The organism is Bradyrhizobium canariense (assembly GCF_018130465.1).
In the GTDB taxonomy this organism is placed as follows: Bacteria; Pseudomonadota; Alphaproteobacteria; order Rhizobiales; family Xanthobacteraceae; genus Bradyrhizobium; species Bradyrhizobium canariense_C.
Genome location: NZ_JAFCKJ010000006.1, coordinates 317,344 through 336,695, shown reverse-complemented (window position 1 = coordinate 336,695; position 19,352 = coordinate 317,344). Strand labels below are relative to the sequence as shown.

18 protein-coding genes are annotated in these 19,352 nt (G+C 61.8%); 13 read left to right on the top strand and 5 right to left on the bottom strand.

Annotated features, from left to right (window positions below; all coding sequences use genetic code 11):
* The first annotated feature begins 188 nt into the window (after positions 1–188).
* The gene (locus JQ591_RS18980; RefSeq protein WP_211397524.1) at positions 189–365 is read left to right on the top strand and encodes a hypothetical protein; all 177 of its coding nucleotides are present in this window, start codon (positions 189–191) and stop codon (positions 363–365) included.
* Positions 366–444: 79 nt separating this feature from the next.
* Here JQ591_RS18980 and JQ591_RS18975 read toward each other — a convergent pair whose 3' ends face one another.
* Positions 445–1,317 carry a ferritin-like domain-containing protein gene (locus tag JQ591_RS18975; protein ID WP_211397575.1) on the bottom strand — a complete coding sequence of 291 codons (873 nt, stop codon included), beginning with the start codon at positions 1,315–1,317 and terminating at the stop codon, positions 445–447.
* Positions 1,318–1,568: 251 nt separating this feature from the next.
* Between JQ591_RS18975 and JQ591_RS18970 the strand changes: the two genes are divergently transcribed.
* From JQ591_RS18970 to JQ591_RS18940, 7 genes are read left to right on the top strand one after another with little or no spacing between them, the layout of a single operon-like run.
* The gene (locus JQ591_RS18970) at positions 1,569–3,875 is read left to right on the top strand and encodes a NosR/NirI family protein (protein ID WP_211397523.1); all 2,307 of its coding nucleotides are present in this window, start codon (positions 1,569–1,571) and stop codon (positions 3,873–3,875) included.
* Between the two features lie 17 nt (positions 3,876–3,892).
* Positions 3,893–5,845 (top strand): TAT-dependent nitrous-oxide reductase, encoded by a 1,953-nt coding sequence (nosZ, locus tag JQ591_RS18965; RefSeq protein WP_211397522.1) that lies wholly within the window; start codon positions 3,893–3,895, stop codon positions 5,843–5,845.
* A gap of 32 nt (positions 5,846–5,877) precedes the next feature.
* Positions 5,878–7,221 (top strand): nitrous oxide reductase family maturation protein NosD, encoded by a 1,344-nt coding sequence (locus tag JQ591_RS18960; protein ID WP_249137282.1) that lies wholly within the window; start codon positions 5,878–5,880, stop codon positions 7,219–7,221.
* Positions 7,218–8,126 (top strand): ABC transporter ATP-binding protein, encoded by a 909-nt coding sequence (locus tag JQ591_RS18955; protein ID WP_211397520.1) that lies wholly within the window; start codon positions 7,218–7,220, stop codon positions 8,124–8,126. Before JQ591_RS18960 ends, JQ591_RS18955 begins: the two co-directional genes overlap by 4 nt.
* Positions 8,123–8,950 (top strand): ABC transporter permease subunit, encoded by an 828-nt coding sequence (locus JQ591_RS18950; protein ID WP_211397519.1) that lies wholly within the window; start codon positions 8,123–8,125, stop codon positions 8,948–8,950. Before JQ591_RS18955 ends, JQ591_RS18950 begins: the two co-directional genes overlap by 4 nt.
* A complete protein-coding gene (locus tag JQ591_RS18945) occupies positions 8,947–9,489 on the top strand; it encodes a nitrous oxide reductase accessory protein NosL (RefSeq protein ID WP_211397518.1) in 543 nt (180 codons plus the stop codon). The genes JQ591_RS18950 and JQ591_RS18945 overlap by 4 nt, the downstream gene beginning before the upstream one ends.
* A gap of 13 nt (positions 9,490–9,502) precedes the next feature.
* Entirely contained in the window at positions 9,503–10,501 is a 999-nt protein-coding gene (locus tag JQ591_RS18940) for an FAD:protein FMN transferase (protein ID WP_211397517.1), read from the top strand.
* A 306-nt stretch (positions 10,502–10,807) separates the two neighbouring features.
* Here the strand turns inward: JQ591_RS18940 and JQ591_RS35590 are convergent, their stop codons facing one another.
* On the bottom strand, positions 10,808–10,939 hold the full coding sequence (locus JQ591_RS35590) for a hypothetical protein (protein WP_283817795.1): 132 nt from the start codon (positions 10,937–10,939) through the stop codon (positions 10,808–10,810).
* A gap of 263 nt (positions 10,940–11,202) precedes the next feature.
* Between JQ591_RS35590 and JQ591_RS18935 the strand changes: the two genes are divergently transcribed.
* The 4 genes from JQ591_RS18935 (at position 11,203) to JQ591_RS18920 (ending at position 15,293) form a co-directional block, all read left to right on the top strand.
* Positions 11,203–11,397 (top strand): hypothetical protein, encoded by a 195-nt coding sequence (locus JQ591_RS18935; RefSeq protein WP_211397516.1) that lies wholly within the window; start codon positions 11,203–11,205, stop codon positions 11,395–11,397.
* Positions 11,398–12,040: 643 nt separating this feature from the next.
* Complete coding sequence (locus JQ591_RS18930) at positions 12,041–13,480, top strand: FAD-dependent oxidoreductase (RefSeq protein WP_211397515.1); 1,440 nt, start codon at positions 12,041–12,043, stop codon at positions 13,478–13,480.
* Positions 13,481–13,935: 455 nt separating this feature from the next.
* A complete protein-coding gene (locus tag JQ591_RS18925; protein ID WP_211397514.1) occupies positions 13,936–14,808 on the top strand; it encodes a DMT family transporter in 873 nt (290 codons plus the stop codon).
* A 32-nt stretch (positions 14,809–14,840) separates the two neighbouring features.
* Positions 14,841–15,293, top strand: a complete 453-nt coding sequence (locus JQ591_RS18920) for a hypothetical protein (RefSeq protein WP_211397513.1) — start codon at positions 14,841–14,843, stop codon at positions 15,291–15,293.
* On the opposite strand, the gene JQ591_RS18915 is transcribed toward JQ591_RS18920, so the two are convergent.
* Both JQ591_RS18915 and JQ591_RS18910 read right to left on the bottom strand, forming a co-directional pair.
* Positions 15,261–16,085, bottom strand: coding sequence for a papain-like cysteine protease family protein (locus tag JQ591_RS18915; protein WP_211397512.1), 825 nt, complete (start codon positions 16,083–16,085; stop codon positions 15,261–15,263). The genes JQ591_RS18920 and JQ591_RS18915 overlap by 33 nt on opposite strands.
* A gap of 343 nt (positions 16,086–16,428) precedes the next feature.
* Positions 16,429–17,499, bottom strand: coding sequence for a hypothetical protein (locus JQ591_RS18910; protein ID WP_211397511.1), 1,071 nt, complete (start codon positions 17,497–17,499; stop codon positions 16,429–16,431).
* Between the two features lie 116 nt (positions 17,500–17,615).
* Between JQ591_RS18910 and JQ591_RS18905 the strand changes: the two genes are divergently transcribed.
* Positions 17,616–18,095, top strand: a complete 480-nt coding sequence (locus JQ591_RS18905) for a helix-turn-helix domain-containing protein (RefSeq protein WP_249137244.1) — start codon at positions 17,616–17,618, stop codon at positions 18,093–18,095.
* 358 nt (positions 18,096–18,453) lie between these two features.
* Here JQ591_RS18905 and JQ591_RS18900 read toward each other — a convergent pair whose 3' ends face one another.
* Positions 18,454–19,014, bottom strand: coding sequence for a hypothetical protein (locus tag JQ591_RS18900; protein ID WP_211397510.1), 561 nt, complete (start codon positions 19,012–19,014; stop codon positions 18,454–18,456).
* Positions 19,015–19,352: the final 338 nt, after the last annotated feature.

Sequence of the window (19,352 nt, the reverse complement as noted above, 5' to 3'; positions counted from 1 at the left end):
GCCTTCAATCTCCGCATCCTGGCCATCGACGTCACTCCCGATCCGTTGAAGACATCGTAGACCGGGGCAACCGTTATCTCTTTGTCGGAGCACAAGTTACGGCATCATTCGACCGCCTGTTTGATCTGGGGCAAAGACCGCGCCGGCCCGCCTGGCAATCCTGAAGCCATCCATCAACGGAGAGAACGATGCGGATTTTCGAGAGATTGCGCGGGCGCGACCGGGGCATCGAGCGGAAGCTTATGGAAACCATCGCCGGCGATCTCCTGCGCCGCATCGACGACGAAGTTCCCGCAGCGGTCGTAGCCGATGCGAAACCGGGATGCTGTTCGTGCTGCTCGGCGAGCGAGAAGACCCACCAATAGGCGTCGCCTGCTCACGTCATGCGGTCCGAGTTCGGGCAATGGAAGCTTCTAGACGCTTACGTCGAGGGCCGGGGTCTCCTCAAGTCAACGCCCGCAGCCAGGCGAGACGAGCGATCGCGCGTCCCGCAAGCGTCTGCAGGAACTCGAGACGATCGGGATCATCCGCGCTCTCGGCGCCTTCGAGATAGGCGTCCGCCAGCGCCTCGGCGATGGTTTCGGCGTCGCTCTGTTCGAGATCAGGCGGCAGTCGTCCGACCCCCGAAGCCTGTTCCGACATGCGCATCGTTTCCTGAAGAAGCTCGTGCGCGCGATTTGCGGATGCGCCTTCGACCCGACCTTCCAGGGCTGCGAGGTGCGTTGCCAGGCGACGTTCGAGCGCCGCCGCATCGACTGGGGCCGCCGGCGGATTGCCCTGCTGGCCCGCAGGTGTTCCGCCATGCTCCCTGTGATACGCACGCCGCCGCTGCTTTCGCAATGTGTCGACATGTCCTAGTTCCTCCCGGGCCATTGCTTCGGCGGCTTTGGCGATCTCGGAATCTTCAGCGTATGCCGCGACATAAGACCAGAACGCGAAAGCGCGCTCCTCGTTTCGGACGGCCATGGACAACGCGCGATACGGTGACATCAGCCGCGAATCCCTGATTTCCGCGGCCGTATCGCTGTCGAAGGTTTCAGGCACTTCCCAGCGCACCAACGCCGGATCGGGAGGCTTGCCAAGACGGGATTGCGACCATCGCGCCACGCTATCGACATGTTCGCGCTCCGCCGCGGCGAGTTGCGCAAACACCGCCGCCAGGTCGCCCCTGTCCTGAAGCTGCATATCGTCGGCAAGCGCGGCGTATCGATCCGCGGCTTCCCGTTCCATCGCATTTGCCAGCGCGAACAGCTCGTCGAGAGATTCAAGCACTCCCTTCGGCTCGGACTTCAGAAGCGACGTTCGCAATAGCGGCATGATCCACCTGCATGGTCCCTGGTCACGATCAACCTGCACCGGGGCCGCATCTGGGTCCAGCCTGTCTGGCGCTTGTTTGAGCTAGCGCAAGCTCGGCCGATTTTATTCGGGCTAGACAGGTCACCTCATCGGGTATCAATTGAAGTTGGGACCCGGTTTGCGTTGTCAACGGCGACATCCCGCTTTTGCATTCAAAATTCGATGGAACACTCGTCCTCGCCGGGGCGAGCCGTTCTGCTTTGAGGTGTCACATGGCCCGGCGTCCGTTCGCTGCCTTCGAACGACGCGTAGCCGGATTGATCCTGGCAACGCTGCTTTCGGTGTGCGTGTCGTTGTGGACCCAGGCGGCCCTCGCCGGCAGCCTTGCTTCATATCTGCCGAAGGTGGCGCCGACCGATTTCTTTCCCGGAGCCGACCGCTTCGGTTCGCCGCAGGGCGACCCTCCCGTCATTCCCGTCTATCGCGGCGACCAGCTGCAAGGCTTTGTCTATCTCAACTCCGACTTCGCCAATGCCACGGGCTATTCCGGCAAGCCGATTCAGCTTCTGGTCGGCATTGATCCGAAGGGCGTGCTGACGGGACTGAGACTCGTCGAACACAAGGAACCCATCGTTCTCGTCGGCATTCCGGAGAAACGCATTCTCGAAGCCGTCAACAAGCTGATCGGTTCCGACATGGCAAGCGTCGCGCGCGGTGCGGCGCCGGCACCGCAGGTCGACATCGTCAGCGGTGCGACCGTGACCGTGCTGGTGATCGGCGACAGCATCGTCCGCTCTGCCACGAAGTTGATCAGGAGCGGCCGGCTCGGCGCCCAGGGCAGCGCGGAGGCGAGCGTGAAGCAGCAAGCCTCGAAGAGCATCGATCCAGCGAAAAGCGAGATCCGCGATTGGCAGACTCTCATCGGCGATGGCTCGGTGCGGAGATTGCTGCTTTCGGTCGCGGACGTGAACAAGGCGTTCGAGAAGACCGGCAACGCCGCCGCGACGGCGAATCCGGAAGAAGGCGATCCGGACGACATCTTCATCGATCTGTATGTCGCCGACGTCGCCGTTCCGACGATCGGCCGCAGTCTGCTCGGCGACGACGGCTACAATCGGCTGGCCGGCCGACTGAAGCCAGGACAACAGGCGCTGATCGTCGCCGGATCCGGCCGCTATTCGTTCAAGGGAGCCGCCTACGTCCGCGGCGGAATCTTCGACCGCATCGAGCTGATCCAGGAAACCAACAGTGTCCGCTTCCGCGACCGCGACCATACGCGGCTCGGCAGCCTTGCCGCCGAAGGCGCGCCCGACCTTCCGGAAATCGCGCTGTTTACGGTGCCGCCCGAGCTCGCGCTCGATCCAACCGAACCCTGGACGCTGCAACTCCTGGTGCAGCGCGTCGTCGGCTCCCGGGACAAGGCTTTGGTCACCTTCGACATCGGCTACACGTTGCCGGACGGCTATCTGAAGCTCGCGGCGGCGCCGCCGGCTCAACCCGCAGCGGCCGCTCCCGCGAAGTCGCCGGCTGTCGCGACGCACGAAGCCGGTCAGCCGCCGCCCGCGGACGATGAGGAGCCGCTGTGGATGCGGATCTGGCGCGCCGATGTCGTCAAGATCGGAACGACCCTCGCGGCGTTGGGCGCCCTCACCTTGATCTTCTTCTTTCAGAATGTCCTGGTCCGCCACCCGGCCGTGTACGTCTGGGTCCGTCGGAGCTACCTGCTCTTCATCCTCGTCTGGTTGGGCTGGTACGCGAATGCCCAGCTCTCGGTCGTCAACGTCCTGACCTTTGCCAATTCGCTGCTGACGGGCTTCAGCTGGGAATACTTCCTGTCCGCCCCGCTCATTTTCCTGCTGTGGGCTGCGATCGCGGCAGGCCTGCTGTTCTGGGGACGCGGTCCGTTTTGCGGCTGGCTGTGCCCCTTCGGAGCCCTGCAGGAATTGCTGAACAACGTCGCCCAGGCGCTCAAGGTGCCTCAGCTCAGGGTGCCCTGGGGTTTGCATGAGCGGTTGTGGCCGATCAAGTACATCATCTTCCTCGGCCTGTTCGGCATGTCGCTGTATTCCACCGCCTTCGCCGAGCAGCTCGCCGAGGTGGAGCCCTTCAAGACCTCGATCGTCCTGAAATTCGCGCGCGAATGGCCGTTCGTGCTCTACGCGCTGACGCTCCTGTCGGCCGGATTGTTCGTCGAGCGCTTCTTCTGCCGTTACATGTGTCCGCTTGGTGCGGCGCTGGCGATTCCGGGCCGCATCCGAATGTTCGAGTGGCTGCGGCGCTGGCCGGAGTGCGGCTCGCCCTGTCAGCGCTGCGCCAACGAGTGCCCCGTTCAGGCCATCCATCCCGAGGGTCACATCAACGTCAACGAGTGCATCTACTGCATGCACTGTCAGGAACTCTATTTCGACGATCACCGCTGCCCGCACATGATTCAGGTGCGGCTGAAGCGCGAGAAGCGCGAGGGCATGTCCTCGCCCTCGATGCGCGGCGGCGGCAAGGGTCCGAACACAATCATCACCGCCGGAGGCAAGCCTGTAGGCCCGCCTTCTGCCGGCGTCACCACACCACCTGCAACCTGAAAGCCGAGGAGGCTACTATGCGCGACAACGAAAACGGAAAAGGCGTCAGCCGACGAACCTTGCTTGGGACGACGGCAGCCGCAGCAGGCGTCGGCCTGGCCGTCGGAGCGGTCGTGGCCAAGGACGGGACCGGATTTGTCTCGACTGCGGATGCCCAGACGAAGGCGGCGGCGCCGAAGGCCCCTGCGGCACGGCCGGCGGTGCAAAAGACGGACGTCGCGCCGGGCGAACTCGACGAATACTACGTCTTCTTCTCAAGCGGCCAGTCCGGCGAAATGCGCATCGTCGGTCTTCCCTCGATGCGCGAACTGATGCGCGTCCCGGTGTTCAACCGCTGCAGCGCCACCGGCTGGGGCCAGACCAACGAAAGCCTGAAGGTGCTGACCGAAGGATTGCAGCCGGCGACCCGCGAATTTCTCAAGAGCCGCGGCGGCACTTTCACGAACGGCGACCTGCACCACCCACACATCTCGTTCACCGACGGCACCTATGACGGCCGCTACGCCTTCATGAACGACAAGGCCAACACCCGCGTGGCCCGGGTGCGGCTCGACGTGATGAAGTGCGACAAGATCATCGAGCTGCCGAACCAGCATACGGTCCACGGCTTGCGCGTGCAGAAATATCCGCGCACCGGATACGTGTTCTGCAACGGCGAAGACGGCGTGCCGCTGCCCAACGACGGGAAGATCCTCGACAATCCCAAGGAATATCACTCCATATTCAGCGCAATCGACGGCGACACCATGAAGGTCGCCTGGCAGGTGATCGTCAGCGGCAACCTCGACAACGTCGATGCCGACTACCAGGGAAAATATGCCTTCGCGACCTGCTACAACGCAGAGGAAGGCGTGACCCTGGCCGAGATGACCGCCAACGAGCAGGACTGGGTCGTGATCTTCAACCTCAAGCGCATCGAGGAGGCGGTCAAGAAGGGCGACTTCAAGGAAATGAACGGCGTGCCCGTGGTCGACGGTCGCAAGGGATCCGCCTACACGCGCTACGTTCCGGTCTCGAACAATCCGCACGGCATGAATACCGCACCCGATGGCATTCACATCGTCGCGGCCGGCAAGCTGTCACCCACCGTCACGGTCATGGACGTGCGGATGTTCGATCAACTGTTCGACGACAAGATCAAGCCGCGCGACGTAGTGGTCGCCGAGCCCGAACTCGGGCTCGGGCCGCTGCATACGGCCTATGACGGCAAGGGCAACGCCTACACCACCCTGTTCCTCGACAGCCAGATCTGCAAATGGAACATCGACCTCGCCAAACGCGCCTTCAAGGGTGAGAAGGTCAATCCGATCATCCAGAAGCTCGACGTCCATTACCAACCCGGCCACAACCACTCCTCGATGGGGCAGACCAAGGAGGCGGATGGAAAATGGCTGATCTCGTTGAACAAGTTTTCGAAGGACCGTTTCCTCAACGTCGGGCCGTTGAAGCCCGAAAACGACCAGCTCATCGACATCTCCGGCGACAAGATGACCCTGATCCACGACGGCCCGAGCTTCGCCGAGCCGCATGACGCGACCATCGTCCACCGTTCCAAGATCAATCCGATCTCGATCTGGGACCGGGCCGATCCGATGTTTGCCGATGCGGTCAAGCAGGCCAAGGCGGACGGAATCGACCTGGAAGCGGACTCCAAGGTCATTCGGGACGGCAACAAGGTGCGCGTCTACATGACCTCGACTGCGCCGGCGTTCGGGCTGGAGCAATTCCAGGTCAGGCAGGGCGACGAGGTTACCGTCTACATCACCAACATCGATGCGGTCGAGGATCTGACGCACGGCTTCTGCATCGTGAACTACGGCGTCCAGATGGAGGTTGCCCCTATGGCGACCGCGTCGGTCTCGTTCACGGCCAACAGGGCGGGAGTCTACTGGTACTACTGCTCATGGTTCTGCCACGCCATGCACATGGAGATGAAAGGCCGCATGTTCGTCGAGCCGAAATCGGTCTGACCTGGAGCAATATTGTGCGTCTCGCCTTACGCATGTTTCCGGCGGCGCTCGTCGCCGCCGGACTGTCCGGCTCCGCCAGTGCGGAGACGCTGACGGCTGCACAGGGCCAGCCGCTGCAGGCGTTGCTGGATCGCGCACGCGACGGTGACGTCGTCGAACTTGCCCCGGGCGAATACAACGGCTCGATCCGCATCGAACGACGTCTTGTGCTGACAGGACGCCCGGGCGCCGTGCTCGACGGCGGCGGCGCAGGCAATGTCATTACCGTGTCTGCCGCGGACGCAACCATCCGCGGCGTGACGATCCGAGGATCGGGCCGCGATTTGCAGGCGATGAATTCGGGCATATTTCTGCAAAAGACCGCCGAGCGCGCCACGGTCGAGAACAACCGCCTGGTGGGAAACCTGTTCGGTGTCTACGTGCACGGCGCCGCAGGCTCGCGGGTCGCCCACAATTTGATCGAAGGCCTCCGCGGCGGCCGGGTCAGCGAGGCCGGCAACGGCGTCTCGCTCTGGAACGCGCCGGATGTCACCATCGCGGACAACACCTTCCGCTATGGCCGCGACGGCATTTTCACGATCTCCAGCCGCAAGGACCGTTTCGTCGGCAACCGCTTCGAGCAGGTACGGTTCGCGGTCCACTACATGTATACCAACGACAGCGAGGTGAGCCGCAACGTCTCTGTCGGAAATCATGTCGGCTACGCCATCATGTATTCGAACCGCCTGGTGATCCGCGGCAATATCTCGGATCGCGACCGCGACCACGGGTTCCTTTTCAACTACGCCAATTACGCCGAGATCGACGGCAACCGGGTGACGGGCGGCCGCCTGGATTCGGTCGATGCCGGCGGAGAAGAGAGCCCGGACGACGAGCGGACGATGGTCCCCGAGCCGGGCCGTGAACAGCATTCGGGAAGCGGCCCGGAGAAATGCGTGTTCATCTACAACGCCAACCACAACAGATTCCGCAACAACTGGTTCGAGCGCTGCGCCGTCGGGGTGCATTTCACCGCCGGATCCGAAGGCAACGAGATCACCGGGAACGCTTTCGTCGGCAACCGCAACCAGGTGAAATATGTCGGCACCCGCGATCTCGATTGGTCGAAGGCCGGGCGCGGCAATTACTGGAGCGACAATCCGGCGTTCGACCTCAACGGTGATGGCATCGCCGACACCGCCTATCGGCCCAACGACCTCGTGGACCGGGTGTTGTGGACCGCGCCTGCCGCCAAGGTGCTGATCAACAGCCCGGCCGTCCAGGTCCTGCGCTGGGCCCAGGCCCAGTTTCCGGCCCTCTATCCGGGCGGCGTCATCGACAGCCACCCCTTGATCGCTCCACCGCCGCGGCCGTCGGGCGCGGAGGGCGGACGATGAGCGCGACCGTCTCCGTCGCAGGCGTCGTGAAGAACTACCGCGCGGTGCGCGCGCTGCGCGACGTCTCGTTCGAACTCGTTCCGGGACGGCTCAGCGCGCTGGTCGGGCACAACGGCGCCGGCAAGACCACTCTGATCAAGCTGATGCTCGGATTGATCCGCCCGGACCGCGGCGCGATCCGGGTGCTCGGCGAAGATCCGGCCGTGGGTGACTTTTCCGCGCGCCGCCTGCTCGGCTACCTGCCGGAAAACGTTGCCTTCAACGCCGCGCTGACCGGACGCGAGACGCTGACGTTCTATGCGCGGCTGAAGCAGATCAAGCCGTCGACGGCCTGGACGCTGCTCGACCGCGTCGGACTGGCGGATGCGGCCGACCGCCGGGTCGGCACCTATTCCAAGGGCATGCGGCAGCGGCTCGGACTGGCGCAGGCGCTGCTCGGCCGGCCCCGTGTGCTCCTGCTGGACGAACCCACAACGGGACTCGACCCGGCGCTGCGCCAGACTTTCTACGACATCCTGAACGAATTGCGCGACGACGGAGCCACGATCCTGATTTCGTCGCATGCGCTGAACGAGCTCGAGGATCGCGCCGAACATGTCCTGATCATGAACCGCGGGCTTCTGGTCGCGCATGGCACACTGGCGGAACTGCGCTCGATCTCGCAATTGCCGATCAGGGTCTCGCTCGATTTCGCGCCCGGCGCCAGCATTGCGCCGGCGTTGACGAACGGGGCGAGCGTTGCGACCGCCCGCGGACGTGTCCTGATGGTGCCCGATGAAGCGCGCAAGATGGACGTGCTGCGCGTTGCGGCCGGCGATCCCGCCGTCACCAACATCGAGATCGCGGCGCCGACCCTCGACGAGCTCTACGCGCATTTCCTGAATACGCAGGAGAGCGCCGCGTGAGGACGATCGTCATCATCGCAATCAAGGAGATCCAGGAAGGGCTGCGAAACCGCTGGGTGCTCGCGACCACGCTCCTTCTGGCCGCTCTCGCCTTGTCGCTCACGTTCCTGGGCAGCGCCCCGACCGGCAATGTCGGTGCGGGAGCGCTCGATGTCGTCGTCGTCAGCCTGTCGAGCCTGACGATCTTCCTGCTTCCGCTGATCGCGCTCCTGATCTCGCACGACGCCGTCGTCGGCGAAATGGAGCGTGGCACCATGATGCTTCTGCTGAGCTATCCGGTAGGACGGGGCCAGGTGATCCTCGGCAAGTTCTGCGGCCACGTCCTGATCCTCGCGTTCGCGACCGTCATTGGTTACGGCGCCGCCGCCGCGGCTCTCGCCATCACCGGCGCGTCGGTTCTGGCGGCGAGCTGGTATGCGTTCGCCTCCATGCTCGGGACGTCGATCATGCTCGGCGCGGTCTTCGTCGCAATCGGCTATCTGATCAGCAGCCTGGTGCGCGACCGCGGAACTGCGGCGGGACTGGCGGTGGGAATCTGGCTGCTGATGGTGCTCATTTTCGACATGGCGCTGCTCGGAATCCTGGTGGTCGATCAGGGCCGGATCGTCACCGCGTCGGTCCTCGAGGGGCTTCTGTTTCTCAATCCGACGGATCTCTATCGGATGACGAACCTCACGGGTTTCAATCTCAGCCAGTTTTCCGGAATGGCGGGGCTCGCCGGGACCGCGACGACAAGCGTCGGTGCGTTGATCATCGGGCTGATCGTCTGGATCGTCGCGCCGCTTGGACTTGCGGCCACGTTCTTCGCTCGGAGGGAGCTATGATCCCGCGGATCCTGTGTGTGATCGTCGCGCTCGTCCTCGTCGGCTGCAATCAGGATGCCGAACGATCCGCCCCGCCGCCGCCGGTCGCGCTGACCAGCGAGGCCATGGGCATCTTCTGCGGCATGAACCTGCTCGAACATCCCGGACCCAAGGGCCAGATCATCACCGCGGGTCGGATCGATCCATTCTGGTTCACGTCCGTTCGCGACACCGTGGCCTTCACACTGATGCCGGATCAGCCGCGGGATATCCGCGCCGTCTACGTCTCGGACATGGCGCGCGCGCCGAGCTGGGACGAGCCGGGAACGACCAATTGGATCGATGCCCGGACGGCGTTCTTCGTGATCGGCAGCCGCCGGCAGGGAGGAATGGGTGCCGCGGAAGCGGTGCCGTTCGGCAATCGCTCCGCGGCGGACGCCTTTGCCGCCGCCAATGGCGGCAACGTCGTCACGCTTGCGCAAATTCCGAGCGCATACGTGCTCGGCGGCGACACCGCCGACGATCAAACCGACCACCGTTCTGATGTGCGCCTCAATTGACCGGGATCGACCGATGGCACAAGCAAATCTCACGCGGCGGCGCCTGATCGCGATTGCAGCGTCCGCTGCAGGCTCGGCGTACCTTGCCGGCGGGCGGCGCTCCCTCGCGGGCGAGGCCGTGCGCTGGCGCGGATCCGCGCTTGGCGCACAGGTATCGATCGAGATATTCCATCCCGATCCGGAGGAGGCCGAGAGGATCGTCCAGCTTTGCCTCGCAAGGGTGCGAGGCCTGGAGCGGCAGTTCAGCCTGTATCAGGCGGACTCGGCGATCTGCGTCCTGAACCGTAGTGGCATTCTGGTCTCTCCCGAGCCGGACATGGTCGCCCTGCTCGAAGCCTCTCTGCGCTTTTCGGAGCTCAGCGACGGCGCATTCGATCCCACCGTCCAACCGCTATGGCAGCTCTATGCCGAGCATTTCTCGTTGGAGAAGCCGGATCCCGAGGGGCCCCCGGCGGAGAAGCTGGCGGAGGCACTGGCGAAAGTCGGCCGCCGCGGCCTGCTCGTGAACGACGATCGCGTCGCGCTCGTCAAGCGCGGCGCCGCGATCACGCTCAACGGCATCGCCCAAGGGTACGCCACCGACCGTGTCGTGGATATCCTGCGCGGCAGCGGGCTGTCGACAACGCTCGTCAACATGGGCGAGATACGCGCCATCGGGACCAGACTGGATGGGACGCCGTGGCGCGTCGGACTTGCCGATCCGAACGAACCGGGCGCGCTCACCGAAACCGTCGACCTCATCGATCGTGCGGTCGCAACCACGTCGGGAGCGGGCTTCCGCTTCGACCCTTCAGGACGGTTCACGCATCTCTTCGATCCCGCGACGGGACGCAGTCCCGCCCTGTACCGCACGGTCAGCGTCATCGCGCCGACGGCCACGGAAGCCGATGCGCTTTCGACGGCGTTCAGCCTGATGCCGGCGTCGCGGATCCGAAACATCGCCGCTTCACGTCCCGGCGTGCAGGCTCGGCTGATCGCCGCCAGCGGGGAATTGCTTATCTATGGAGCCTGAAGCCGGATCCGCAGCGACGGAGCCCCGGTCAAGGATCAAACGGAGAGTCCGCAACGCCGGACGCAGAAGAGGAGAACACTATGCGTGGATCTGTCGTCGTGGCACTTGGAGCACTGATAGCTGTATCTTCAAATGAGGCATTGGCTAGTCCACCGCAATCAGCCGCCCGGTGCCTTGCCCCAAAGACGACGGAGGCGGGATGTCTCTCTCGCCTCCGCCATGATCTGCCGATCACGCGTTTGGTCGCGGCTTTGGGCTACGCGACTACCGGACGCCCAAGCTGGCGCACAAGCTGATCGCGAGCGATCAGATCGAACGCGGCGCGTATGACGACTCGCCGCTGATCTCGTTGGCCTGGGCCACCGCCCTGTTGTAGCCGTCCTGGCAAAGCACCACCAGTTCACGAGCCGCCTCGTCGAGACCATGGGGATGTCGCACATCTCACCGCCGAACGCCGCAGAGATCTCTGCGGCCTCACCCAGCTCGCCCGGCGACGCGTGCAGACCGAGGAGCTCGACGACACCGTGCTGGTTTTCCGGCCCTAGTCAGCGTGGTAGATCGCGATTTACTGCCATATGCTTTCAATAAGTTACAAGGATTCCCCTGCATTTTGCCCCGTCGCTGGCGATCCTTTTGGAGTTCACAGTTTTTGCGTTCTGCGTGACCCAAAGTGACCCAGGGCGCCCGTAAGAGTGACCCGGATGACAGCGGCTCCCAAGGAAACCAAAGCCAAGGAAATTACGGCCAAGACCATCAAGGCCGTGCTGCAAAAGCGCGAGAAGGGAAAGCGCATCGAACTGACCGATGCCCGCTGCAAGGGCCTGCAGTTCCGCGTGACCGAAGACGGCGCCGCCAATGGCGACCTTACGCCCCGTCTCGACACATCGAATATTTGAGCGGCATATCGAAACGTTTGGTCCGTTCGCGTTCTAGGGACCACAACACACGTTAAAAGCGATTTCCGATCGACCGACTTACCTCCGGCTGGGGCATCTTGAGAGGACGTCCAAGCGGAAGTCACGTCTGCCGATGCCTGCTAAAGTTTTTTCTTTCGCGGCTCTTTTGATCTTTGAAATTTTCGTGGATGTGAAAAGGGCTGAACCGTTGTGAATTGTGATAGTTCGGCCAACCGCGATAGCGGCTTGGTGACGCCGATCACCGACTTGAACGTCGCGATGGCGGCGAGGCCCCCAGATGAGACCGCCGCCTGCACAGGCATAGCGCAGAGGCGTTTCCGTACATTGCTGGACGCCGCCGAGCAATTGCACGACCTCCTCACCGCGTGGCGCATCGAACCTACCTCAGGCCTGACGTGCAGGAGAACTTTTGGCAGCATAACAGTGAGATTAGCGACACCCCTGGTGCGATCAGGGCGAGTTCCCTCAATGGTGGCTCTCGCATGGCCGGCCCACCTGCTGCTTCAGTCTCGCCCTGGACCGCGGCGGATTCTTGCAGAAGGCGAGACCCCGATCCAAGCACGGGGAGCTCCGTGGGACCGGATGGCTGGGGATGCGCTAGGCTTGCGGGATGGTGAAGCGGATGATCAAGACGAATAACAGCGCGCCGCGCATCGCGGTCATAGGCGCCGGGATGGCAGGACTCGAATGCGCGCTACAGGCGGCCAATCGCGGATGTCACGTCGAGATCTTCGAGGTTGGTCCGCGGACGCGCGCGCATCACGTCAATTGGGACACAAGCATCCATCCAGGGGATGAGAAATCCCGGAGTTGGATCTGCGAGGGATGGGGGCCCGGCGGCGGCCTATCCGAGCGTTTCGGCGGACGCTCGCTGTGTTACCACGGCGTGCTCCTCGAGCTCGAGCCTGATGAACTGGCGGATTGGGGACCAGTATGGCAGCGCCGACTGAGCGCCGAAGGCGGACTTTATGCATCCGTCCTGTCCCGTTTGAGACGAGACTATGCCAATCTTCATTCTGACGGTTTCAACGGGAACGCGAATGGCTATGGGCTCCATAACGTCCCGCAGGCCGCTCGCGTCGACGCGGCTGGACGGTTCGAGGCGTACAGCCCGATTGCATCGATCAATGCAATGATTGAGTCTGGGCAGGTTGTGCTCAGGCGGGGACGCGTGCTGGCCGTATCTCCCGGGACCGACAAAAGCTGGGATGTGCAGATGTCGCAGAACGGCGAAAACGAGCACGTCGTGTGCTCGGGCTTTGACGCCTGCATCCTGGCGGCCTCCGCGATCGGCAACATCCAAATCCTGGCTCGCTCGCTTGCCCGCAACATCAAGACCACGATCACCGACCATTTCTGTGCCGGGGCCTTCTTGCGCCTTCCGGCGGGCAGTGGCCTTGCTCCATTCAGGCATTCCATGTTGTGGAGCGGATTCGCGAACATGCCGGAACTCAACACCAATATTTTCTTCCTGGAGTGCCCCTCGCTGCCCAATGGAGATCGCCTTGTCGAACTCTATGCCGTCGCGGAGCAGCAGGGCGGCACGAACGCTTACAGTGAGCTGTGCGTCGAACTCGTGGGAAAGGACTCGCTGCGAACGCATATCAGAGCGAAATTTTCCGAGCGCGACGAAGCGCGGCTGAACGAAGTGCATCGAAAAACGTCGGATTGGGCAACGCTGTTGGCAGGTTCCAGCCTGGAGGAACTACGTTCGCGGCACGGCACCGCTGCGGAGGCGCGTAGCGACAAGCATAACGGCTCGGACATACGATGGTTCAAGCACGACGCGGCGCAGATTGCCGTTCGGCAGAGCGATCGCTGCAACGTCTATTCCCGCTTCGAACTACCCTATGGGGCCTTCGAACACGAAGCCTGCACTCATCCGATCGGCGATAAGGGGCCCGTCCCCATCTCAACAGACCTGGAGGTGCTGGAGCTTCCTCGCGTCTATGTTGCCGGGCCGGGACTTTTTCCGCGACTCGGGGCCGCCAACCCCGCTTTGAACATCATCGCAACATCGCACTGGCTGGGCAATCACGTGGCAGAGGATCTAGGCGCATGACCCCGGGAGTCGACCGCGGCGAATCTGATGCGCATTCTCGCCCTGGCAAAACGGCACATCATGGTGTGCCGCTGTCGTTGCGCAAGACCGAAGGATCTCCGGCCTCTCAGCGCTGAGCGTTCATGTCCAGCTGGACAGGCGCCCTATGCTCGAGGCTTCGCCAAACAGCTCGGCCTCTTCTGGCTACTGCGTTTCCGCTCTCAGCGATCGTGCTTGTGCTCATGCAGCGGCGCTACAACCTCACCGGATACTCCTGACGGCAAGATGCCGCATGAGCATGCGCACCGCCGTCAACGACATTGCGGCAAGGGAGTGGAACGGCCTCCGGAACGCAGTTCCGCCGTCAAGTAAGAATGACATAGCGAAGTCCCACCATAATACATCTACAGGTTGACTTCAGCGAGCCGCGCGTGCGATAATTTCGACCAACCCAGCGTAGCCGTCAGAGGACGCAGATGAGCAGAGGCCAACCGTACGCAGTATCGGCGCTGCTCCTCGCGATGCTTCTCAATGCGACGATGGATGTGCTGACGAAATTGTTGGCGAGCAACCATTCCGTTCTTGAGATCATATTCTTCAGAAATCTCTTTAGTCTCCTGCCGGTCGCGGTGATCGTTGCACGTGATGGCGGCATTCCCGCTCTGCGAAGCAACCGGGTCCCACTCAACGTACTCAGAGCTCTGTGCGGGCTCGCTGCGATGGCGTTGTATTTCATTTCTTACACCTTGATGCCGCTGGCGAACGTCATCGCGATCGGATTCGTTGCCCCCCTGATTGTCGTCGCGTTGTGTCGCATGTTCTTGAACGAGCCGGTTTCCCCTGAGCAGTGGACGGCCGTTATTCTCGGCTTTTGTAGCGCTCTGGTTATTCTTCAACCCGACTACATCGTCCTGCAATGGCGGGCGCTGTTGCCCATCGCCGGCGCATTCTTTCTAGCGGGGTACATACTGTTGCTGCGCATCCTGTCCAAGACAGAAACCCGGAGCTCGATGGCCTTCTACTTTCCGATCGTCAGCGTTGTCTGTACCGGCGCCACGCTTCCCTGGGTTGCGAGCTCCAGCAGCCTGACGGATCTTGCCCTGCTGCTAGTCACAGGCTGCCTCGGGGGCATCGCGCTCTATCTCCGCAATGAGGCCTACACCGCGGCACCCGCAAGTGTTCTTGCGCCCTGTGAGTATACAGGCCTGGTCTGGGTCGCCTTGTTCGGCGTGATCATTCTTGGTGAGCACCTCTCAATGCAGCTTCTGATCGGCGCATCAATGTTGATCGGGACCAATTTGTTCGTGCTTGTGCGAGCCTCGAGAGCCAGCAAACGAGCTACGGCTTAGTCGTTTGAGCCAGACCAAGAACGGAGGCAGTGGTGAATCCGATCTCCATGTACTTCAGCTGGATCACGGTAAAGGAAGAAGGCGCCTATTTCCCGCACGGTGAACGCTTCCTCGACTGGCTGATCGCGGAAGGCCCGTCAGTGCCGAAAGTGCGCGAAGTGCTGTACACTTGCCGCTCCGTGTATGGCGTCGATCTGTTTGAGTTGCTGCGCGCCAGATACGATTCGAGCGTCACCTTCGCGGCCGGGGACCTGCCGGCTTTACGTTCCCGACACGGACGCGACACGGCAGTTTCTTTTTTTGTCCCAGAAATGGGAAAACCCGCCCGGCGTAAACCGGCGAGCGCCTTGTGCTTTGATCGATTCAGGCTGGCTTCTTTTCGTCCTCGAAGAAAAACTGCTGCAAGGCATGAGTTTGCATGCGCAGCCGGTGGGCAGACTTCCGGCACCGCCTCACTTCCCGAACCGTGTCGCCGCAAGCGGTGAGTACAGGTTCGAATTCGCGTTCATCCGCTCGCACTCGCGCGAAGCGTTCCAGAACGTTTCCACGCACGGCTTCGTAGTGCCGGCGGCCTGCCTCCAAGTGATCGCGAGCGTACTCGGATCAGTGAAAACCCACCTGCCGGTGTTGTGTGGCTTGGCCGGGGGGCCGGGCGAAGACGGCGCCGTCTTACTCGACATCGCGATACTGTCGTTGCCGAGATAATAGTACCATGTGCTGCCGTCCCACACGCGCCACCAGCCCGTCGGCCATCCATCTTTTTTTGTCACTCCGTCTGATGCGAGAACGAGTTCTTTCTGGTATCGAGCCCACTGGTTGAGCTGCGGGTCGCGCACCAGCATTCCACCCATGACGCCGCCTCCACCGGTGCGATAAATATTGAACCTGTTCACCGGCATCGTTTGATTGGGTCCAACGGCGGGATCATGGTGGTACAAGTCCAGCCCGAGGACGGCAACGACCAGCGATACGTGTTGACCTCCACCCCAGCTGACCATGATTGGCCCGAGCGCGGTCAGCGCTAGGTCGATATCTTTCGCTGTGGACGTCGGAACGTCCTTGTGAAGAAAGCTTAAACCCTCGTTTCTCATAAATTTGTTATACGCGTCCCCTCCCAGTCGTTGATGAGTGCCGTCTTCGTTCTCGAGTTCCGGCAACTGCTGCGGACTGGCATAGCCGCCCCCGTAGTATAACCGCAGCATGCGTGCACATGCCCACCAGCAACCTGTGGGATCATAGGCTTGGCTTACAAAAGGCACGGGCCGCGGCAAGGGCATGATCGACCTCTCACTTTTTCAATGCGCACCCTACGCAGTTAGAACAAGCGCGCCAATGGCTCGCCACCGCCATTGCTGCGGCGCGGTATCGCTACCAACCACCCCACCGCGCGGTCCCCGACCACTGGCAACGTAGCGAGCGCGCGAGTTCCCACTTACGGTAATCGCGCCCGTTGACCGTGAGAATCGCCGGCATGTTGCTATTCCACCCGGCTATCGCCTGATCGTCCAGCGTGACGGCAACCGTGTCCGGCTGTTCAGGCGCAACGGCCATGACTGGACGGCCCTCGAAGCACGAAGCCACAGCTCCGTCGGGAAATCAGTCTGCCAGCTACCCGCCCCATCACGGCGTCGGGGCGACCACATCCTTGAAGTCAGACAAAGCGCGAATGGCTGCCGTTCTGTTCAACACAAATCGCTTCACTTCCTCTTGCTCGCTCGAACTCAAATCCGTCCATTTATGTTTTTCAGTTGGGAAGCTGATCAGAAGGCCTTCGCTGCGGTGCTGTGCGACTTGGACAGGAATAACGTCATCAGGTGTGTCGACGAGATACTGGTCTGACGGATGATTTTCGGCTTTGAGTGTTCCGGATTGCACCTGATTGGATACCTCGGGAATACCCAACGAGAAACCGAGCGCCTTCAGATCGAAGACCAATGAGCCGGGATGAGTATCGACGCTGACGAACTGGAGAAAGCTGGTCTGCGACTTGGTCACGCCGGTTTTAAGATGACCGTGAACGACCCGCACGAGCTGGCCTTCCGATCCGTTGATCCAGTCTTCGAAGTCCATGAGCGGTGTCGTGAACACGACGGGCTTGCCCACTTGCGCATCCCGCAATTGTTTGGGATCGAACTTGTCGAAGCTGACGGGCGACACCTTGGGCACCTTCTTGAACATGCCGGGTCCGATGGTCAGATCACCGCCGATAATCGGCCCAAAAAGCGACAGTTCGCGCCCTGTACTTAAGTTCTTGATCTTCACGCGGAGCAAGCTCGATTTGACGCCGATACCCGAGGCGCCAAAGAGCGCTGCGATTTTCATCTCCCAGAAGGTGCTCGGCGCATAAACAAGCCGAGGCGGACGGTGCACCCTCTTGTAACCGCCCGTACCTGTCCAAACCAGGTCGACCATGAGGACGACACTGCGATCGATGGCGGCGTTATCTTCGCCGGCCGTCGGAAACGGTTCCGTGCTCCCGACTGCCTTTTGGCCAAGCGCGACGGGCAATCCCGGCAGCTGCATTTTGACGATGGGATCGACCTGGTCGAAGATCGTTTTCGCCCTGAATTCCGACAGGCGCTGATTCAGTGCGGACGCCGCCGCCTTCGTGCGGGCACCTCTCCAGCGTCGGCTGGCGTGACCAACGCATGTGATGCGGACCGAAACCGTCCCATCTTTGGGAATGCCCATGGAACTGCTCCTATATTGCAGGTCTCTTTTGGTCAGTTGAGCGTTTGGAACGGTTCAAATGCGCCGAAATGGATTTATCACGAGTGTGCTGTCAGGGGTTCACGCAGACCTCAGCTTTGGACAGCGATGACAAGGTGTCGCCACGAACGCTGATGTGCGGATTGCGTTCGTTCGCCTCGTCAAACCTGATGTCGCGCCTTTTCGAATTGCTGTTCGTGGAGGCGATGCGGCAGTATTCCGTGACATACGTTGGTCAGGATAGCGGATGGCTGAAGGGGGTTGCCGATCCGCAGATCGGGCGCGCGCTCGCCTCCATTCATCGCGACGTCGGACGACCGTGGTCCGCGGATTCCCTTGCGAGAGAAGTCTCGATGTCGCGGAGCGCCTTCGTCGCCCGCTTCACGAGGCTTATCGGCATGCCGCCCATCCGGTATCTGACCATCTGGCGGCTTCGGGCTGCGAAGGTGAGTCTACGAGAAACCTGCAAGCCAATGGATCAAATCGCACAGGAAGTGGGTTACGGATCCGGAGAAGCATTCAGCCGCGCGTTCAAACGAGAATTCGGGGTGTCGCCTGCACGATGGCGGGAACAGTGACAGCGCTTGTATGCACGCGCGGTGAGCCGCAGCAGCAGGCTTCCAGGTCGCGACGCAACTGTAAGGACTGTGGTCGCAATGGTGGAATGCGTGCGACTGCAAGCCAGCTTCGGGCCAAGTTGGATTTTCTAGTCCTTCAATCGGAGGGTAAGGATTGCGAACGAAACCGAATTGGCGTGCTCGCCACTAATCTGGAGAACAAAACGGTTGGGCCGAGCTCGAACTTCATCGTTTGCGCTCTCGATCATGTGTTTGAACAGAAACCAAGCCCGTTTTCCGAATGCGGCTGCCCGCTTATCTAATTTAGACAGCGACGACGCTGCGCGGATCAATCGCATGGTGGAGCTTCGGACGCGGGTTAGCCGCCAAATCTCTTGACAAGCTTTGACCCCTTGGCCGTGCCGATCTGCTGGCTGGTCAAATCGCTGCCTGCACTCAACCCAGGCACCATGAGGTTCTTGACGCGCTGCGCCGCCTGCTTCTCGTTGGAATAATCGATCTCGACATGATCGAGCTCCATCAGATGCCCAAGCTCATGTGCCCAGGCGCGTCCATTGGCGTGGTCATTGCCATACCACTGGACGAAGCTCGTCGGCTCGGGAGCGCCGTTCGGAAACGAGCCCCCGCCGGCGTTCAGATTTGGAATAGAATTGACGAGGTAGATGTGGACCGCATTGTCGGGGTCATGCCGGGACGCCAGAACACCCAGCAGGACCTCGTCGCTGCTGCGCCGGCTCTTTGCCATGTCCAGCGGCCTTTCCATCACGGAATCACTGATCACGAATGCGATCTTGGCCTTCGACCAGATCGTATTGACGACATCAACCGCCTTCTTGGCCGTGTCGCAATCCCATTGCGCAGGCTCGAGAACGCCTCTATCGGCAAACGGCGTGATATAAATTCTCAGCGGAACGGACATGCGCGAGGCTGCCAAATATTTCAGGGGCAGGAAGAACGGCATAAAGGCGGGCCGCCACCTCCGCCGCTACGACGCGATAGCCTCCGCCTTCGCTTGCCGTGCTCGTCGACATCATGGTCGTGACGAGTCAATGCCGACGGATGATCTACGAAAAGCGAAGCCTGAGGCAGGCACTTCCGTAATATGCCGCCTATGCCGCTGCAACTCCTTTTCTGATCCCTGCAAGACCTCGACGATCGGCCAAAGCTGGCCAAGAGCTTTCGCTAAAGCTATCGATCCGCAGGTCTAACACCGGATTTCACTTCCGCTTGATGTGACGCCAGCGGAACGCCGATTCC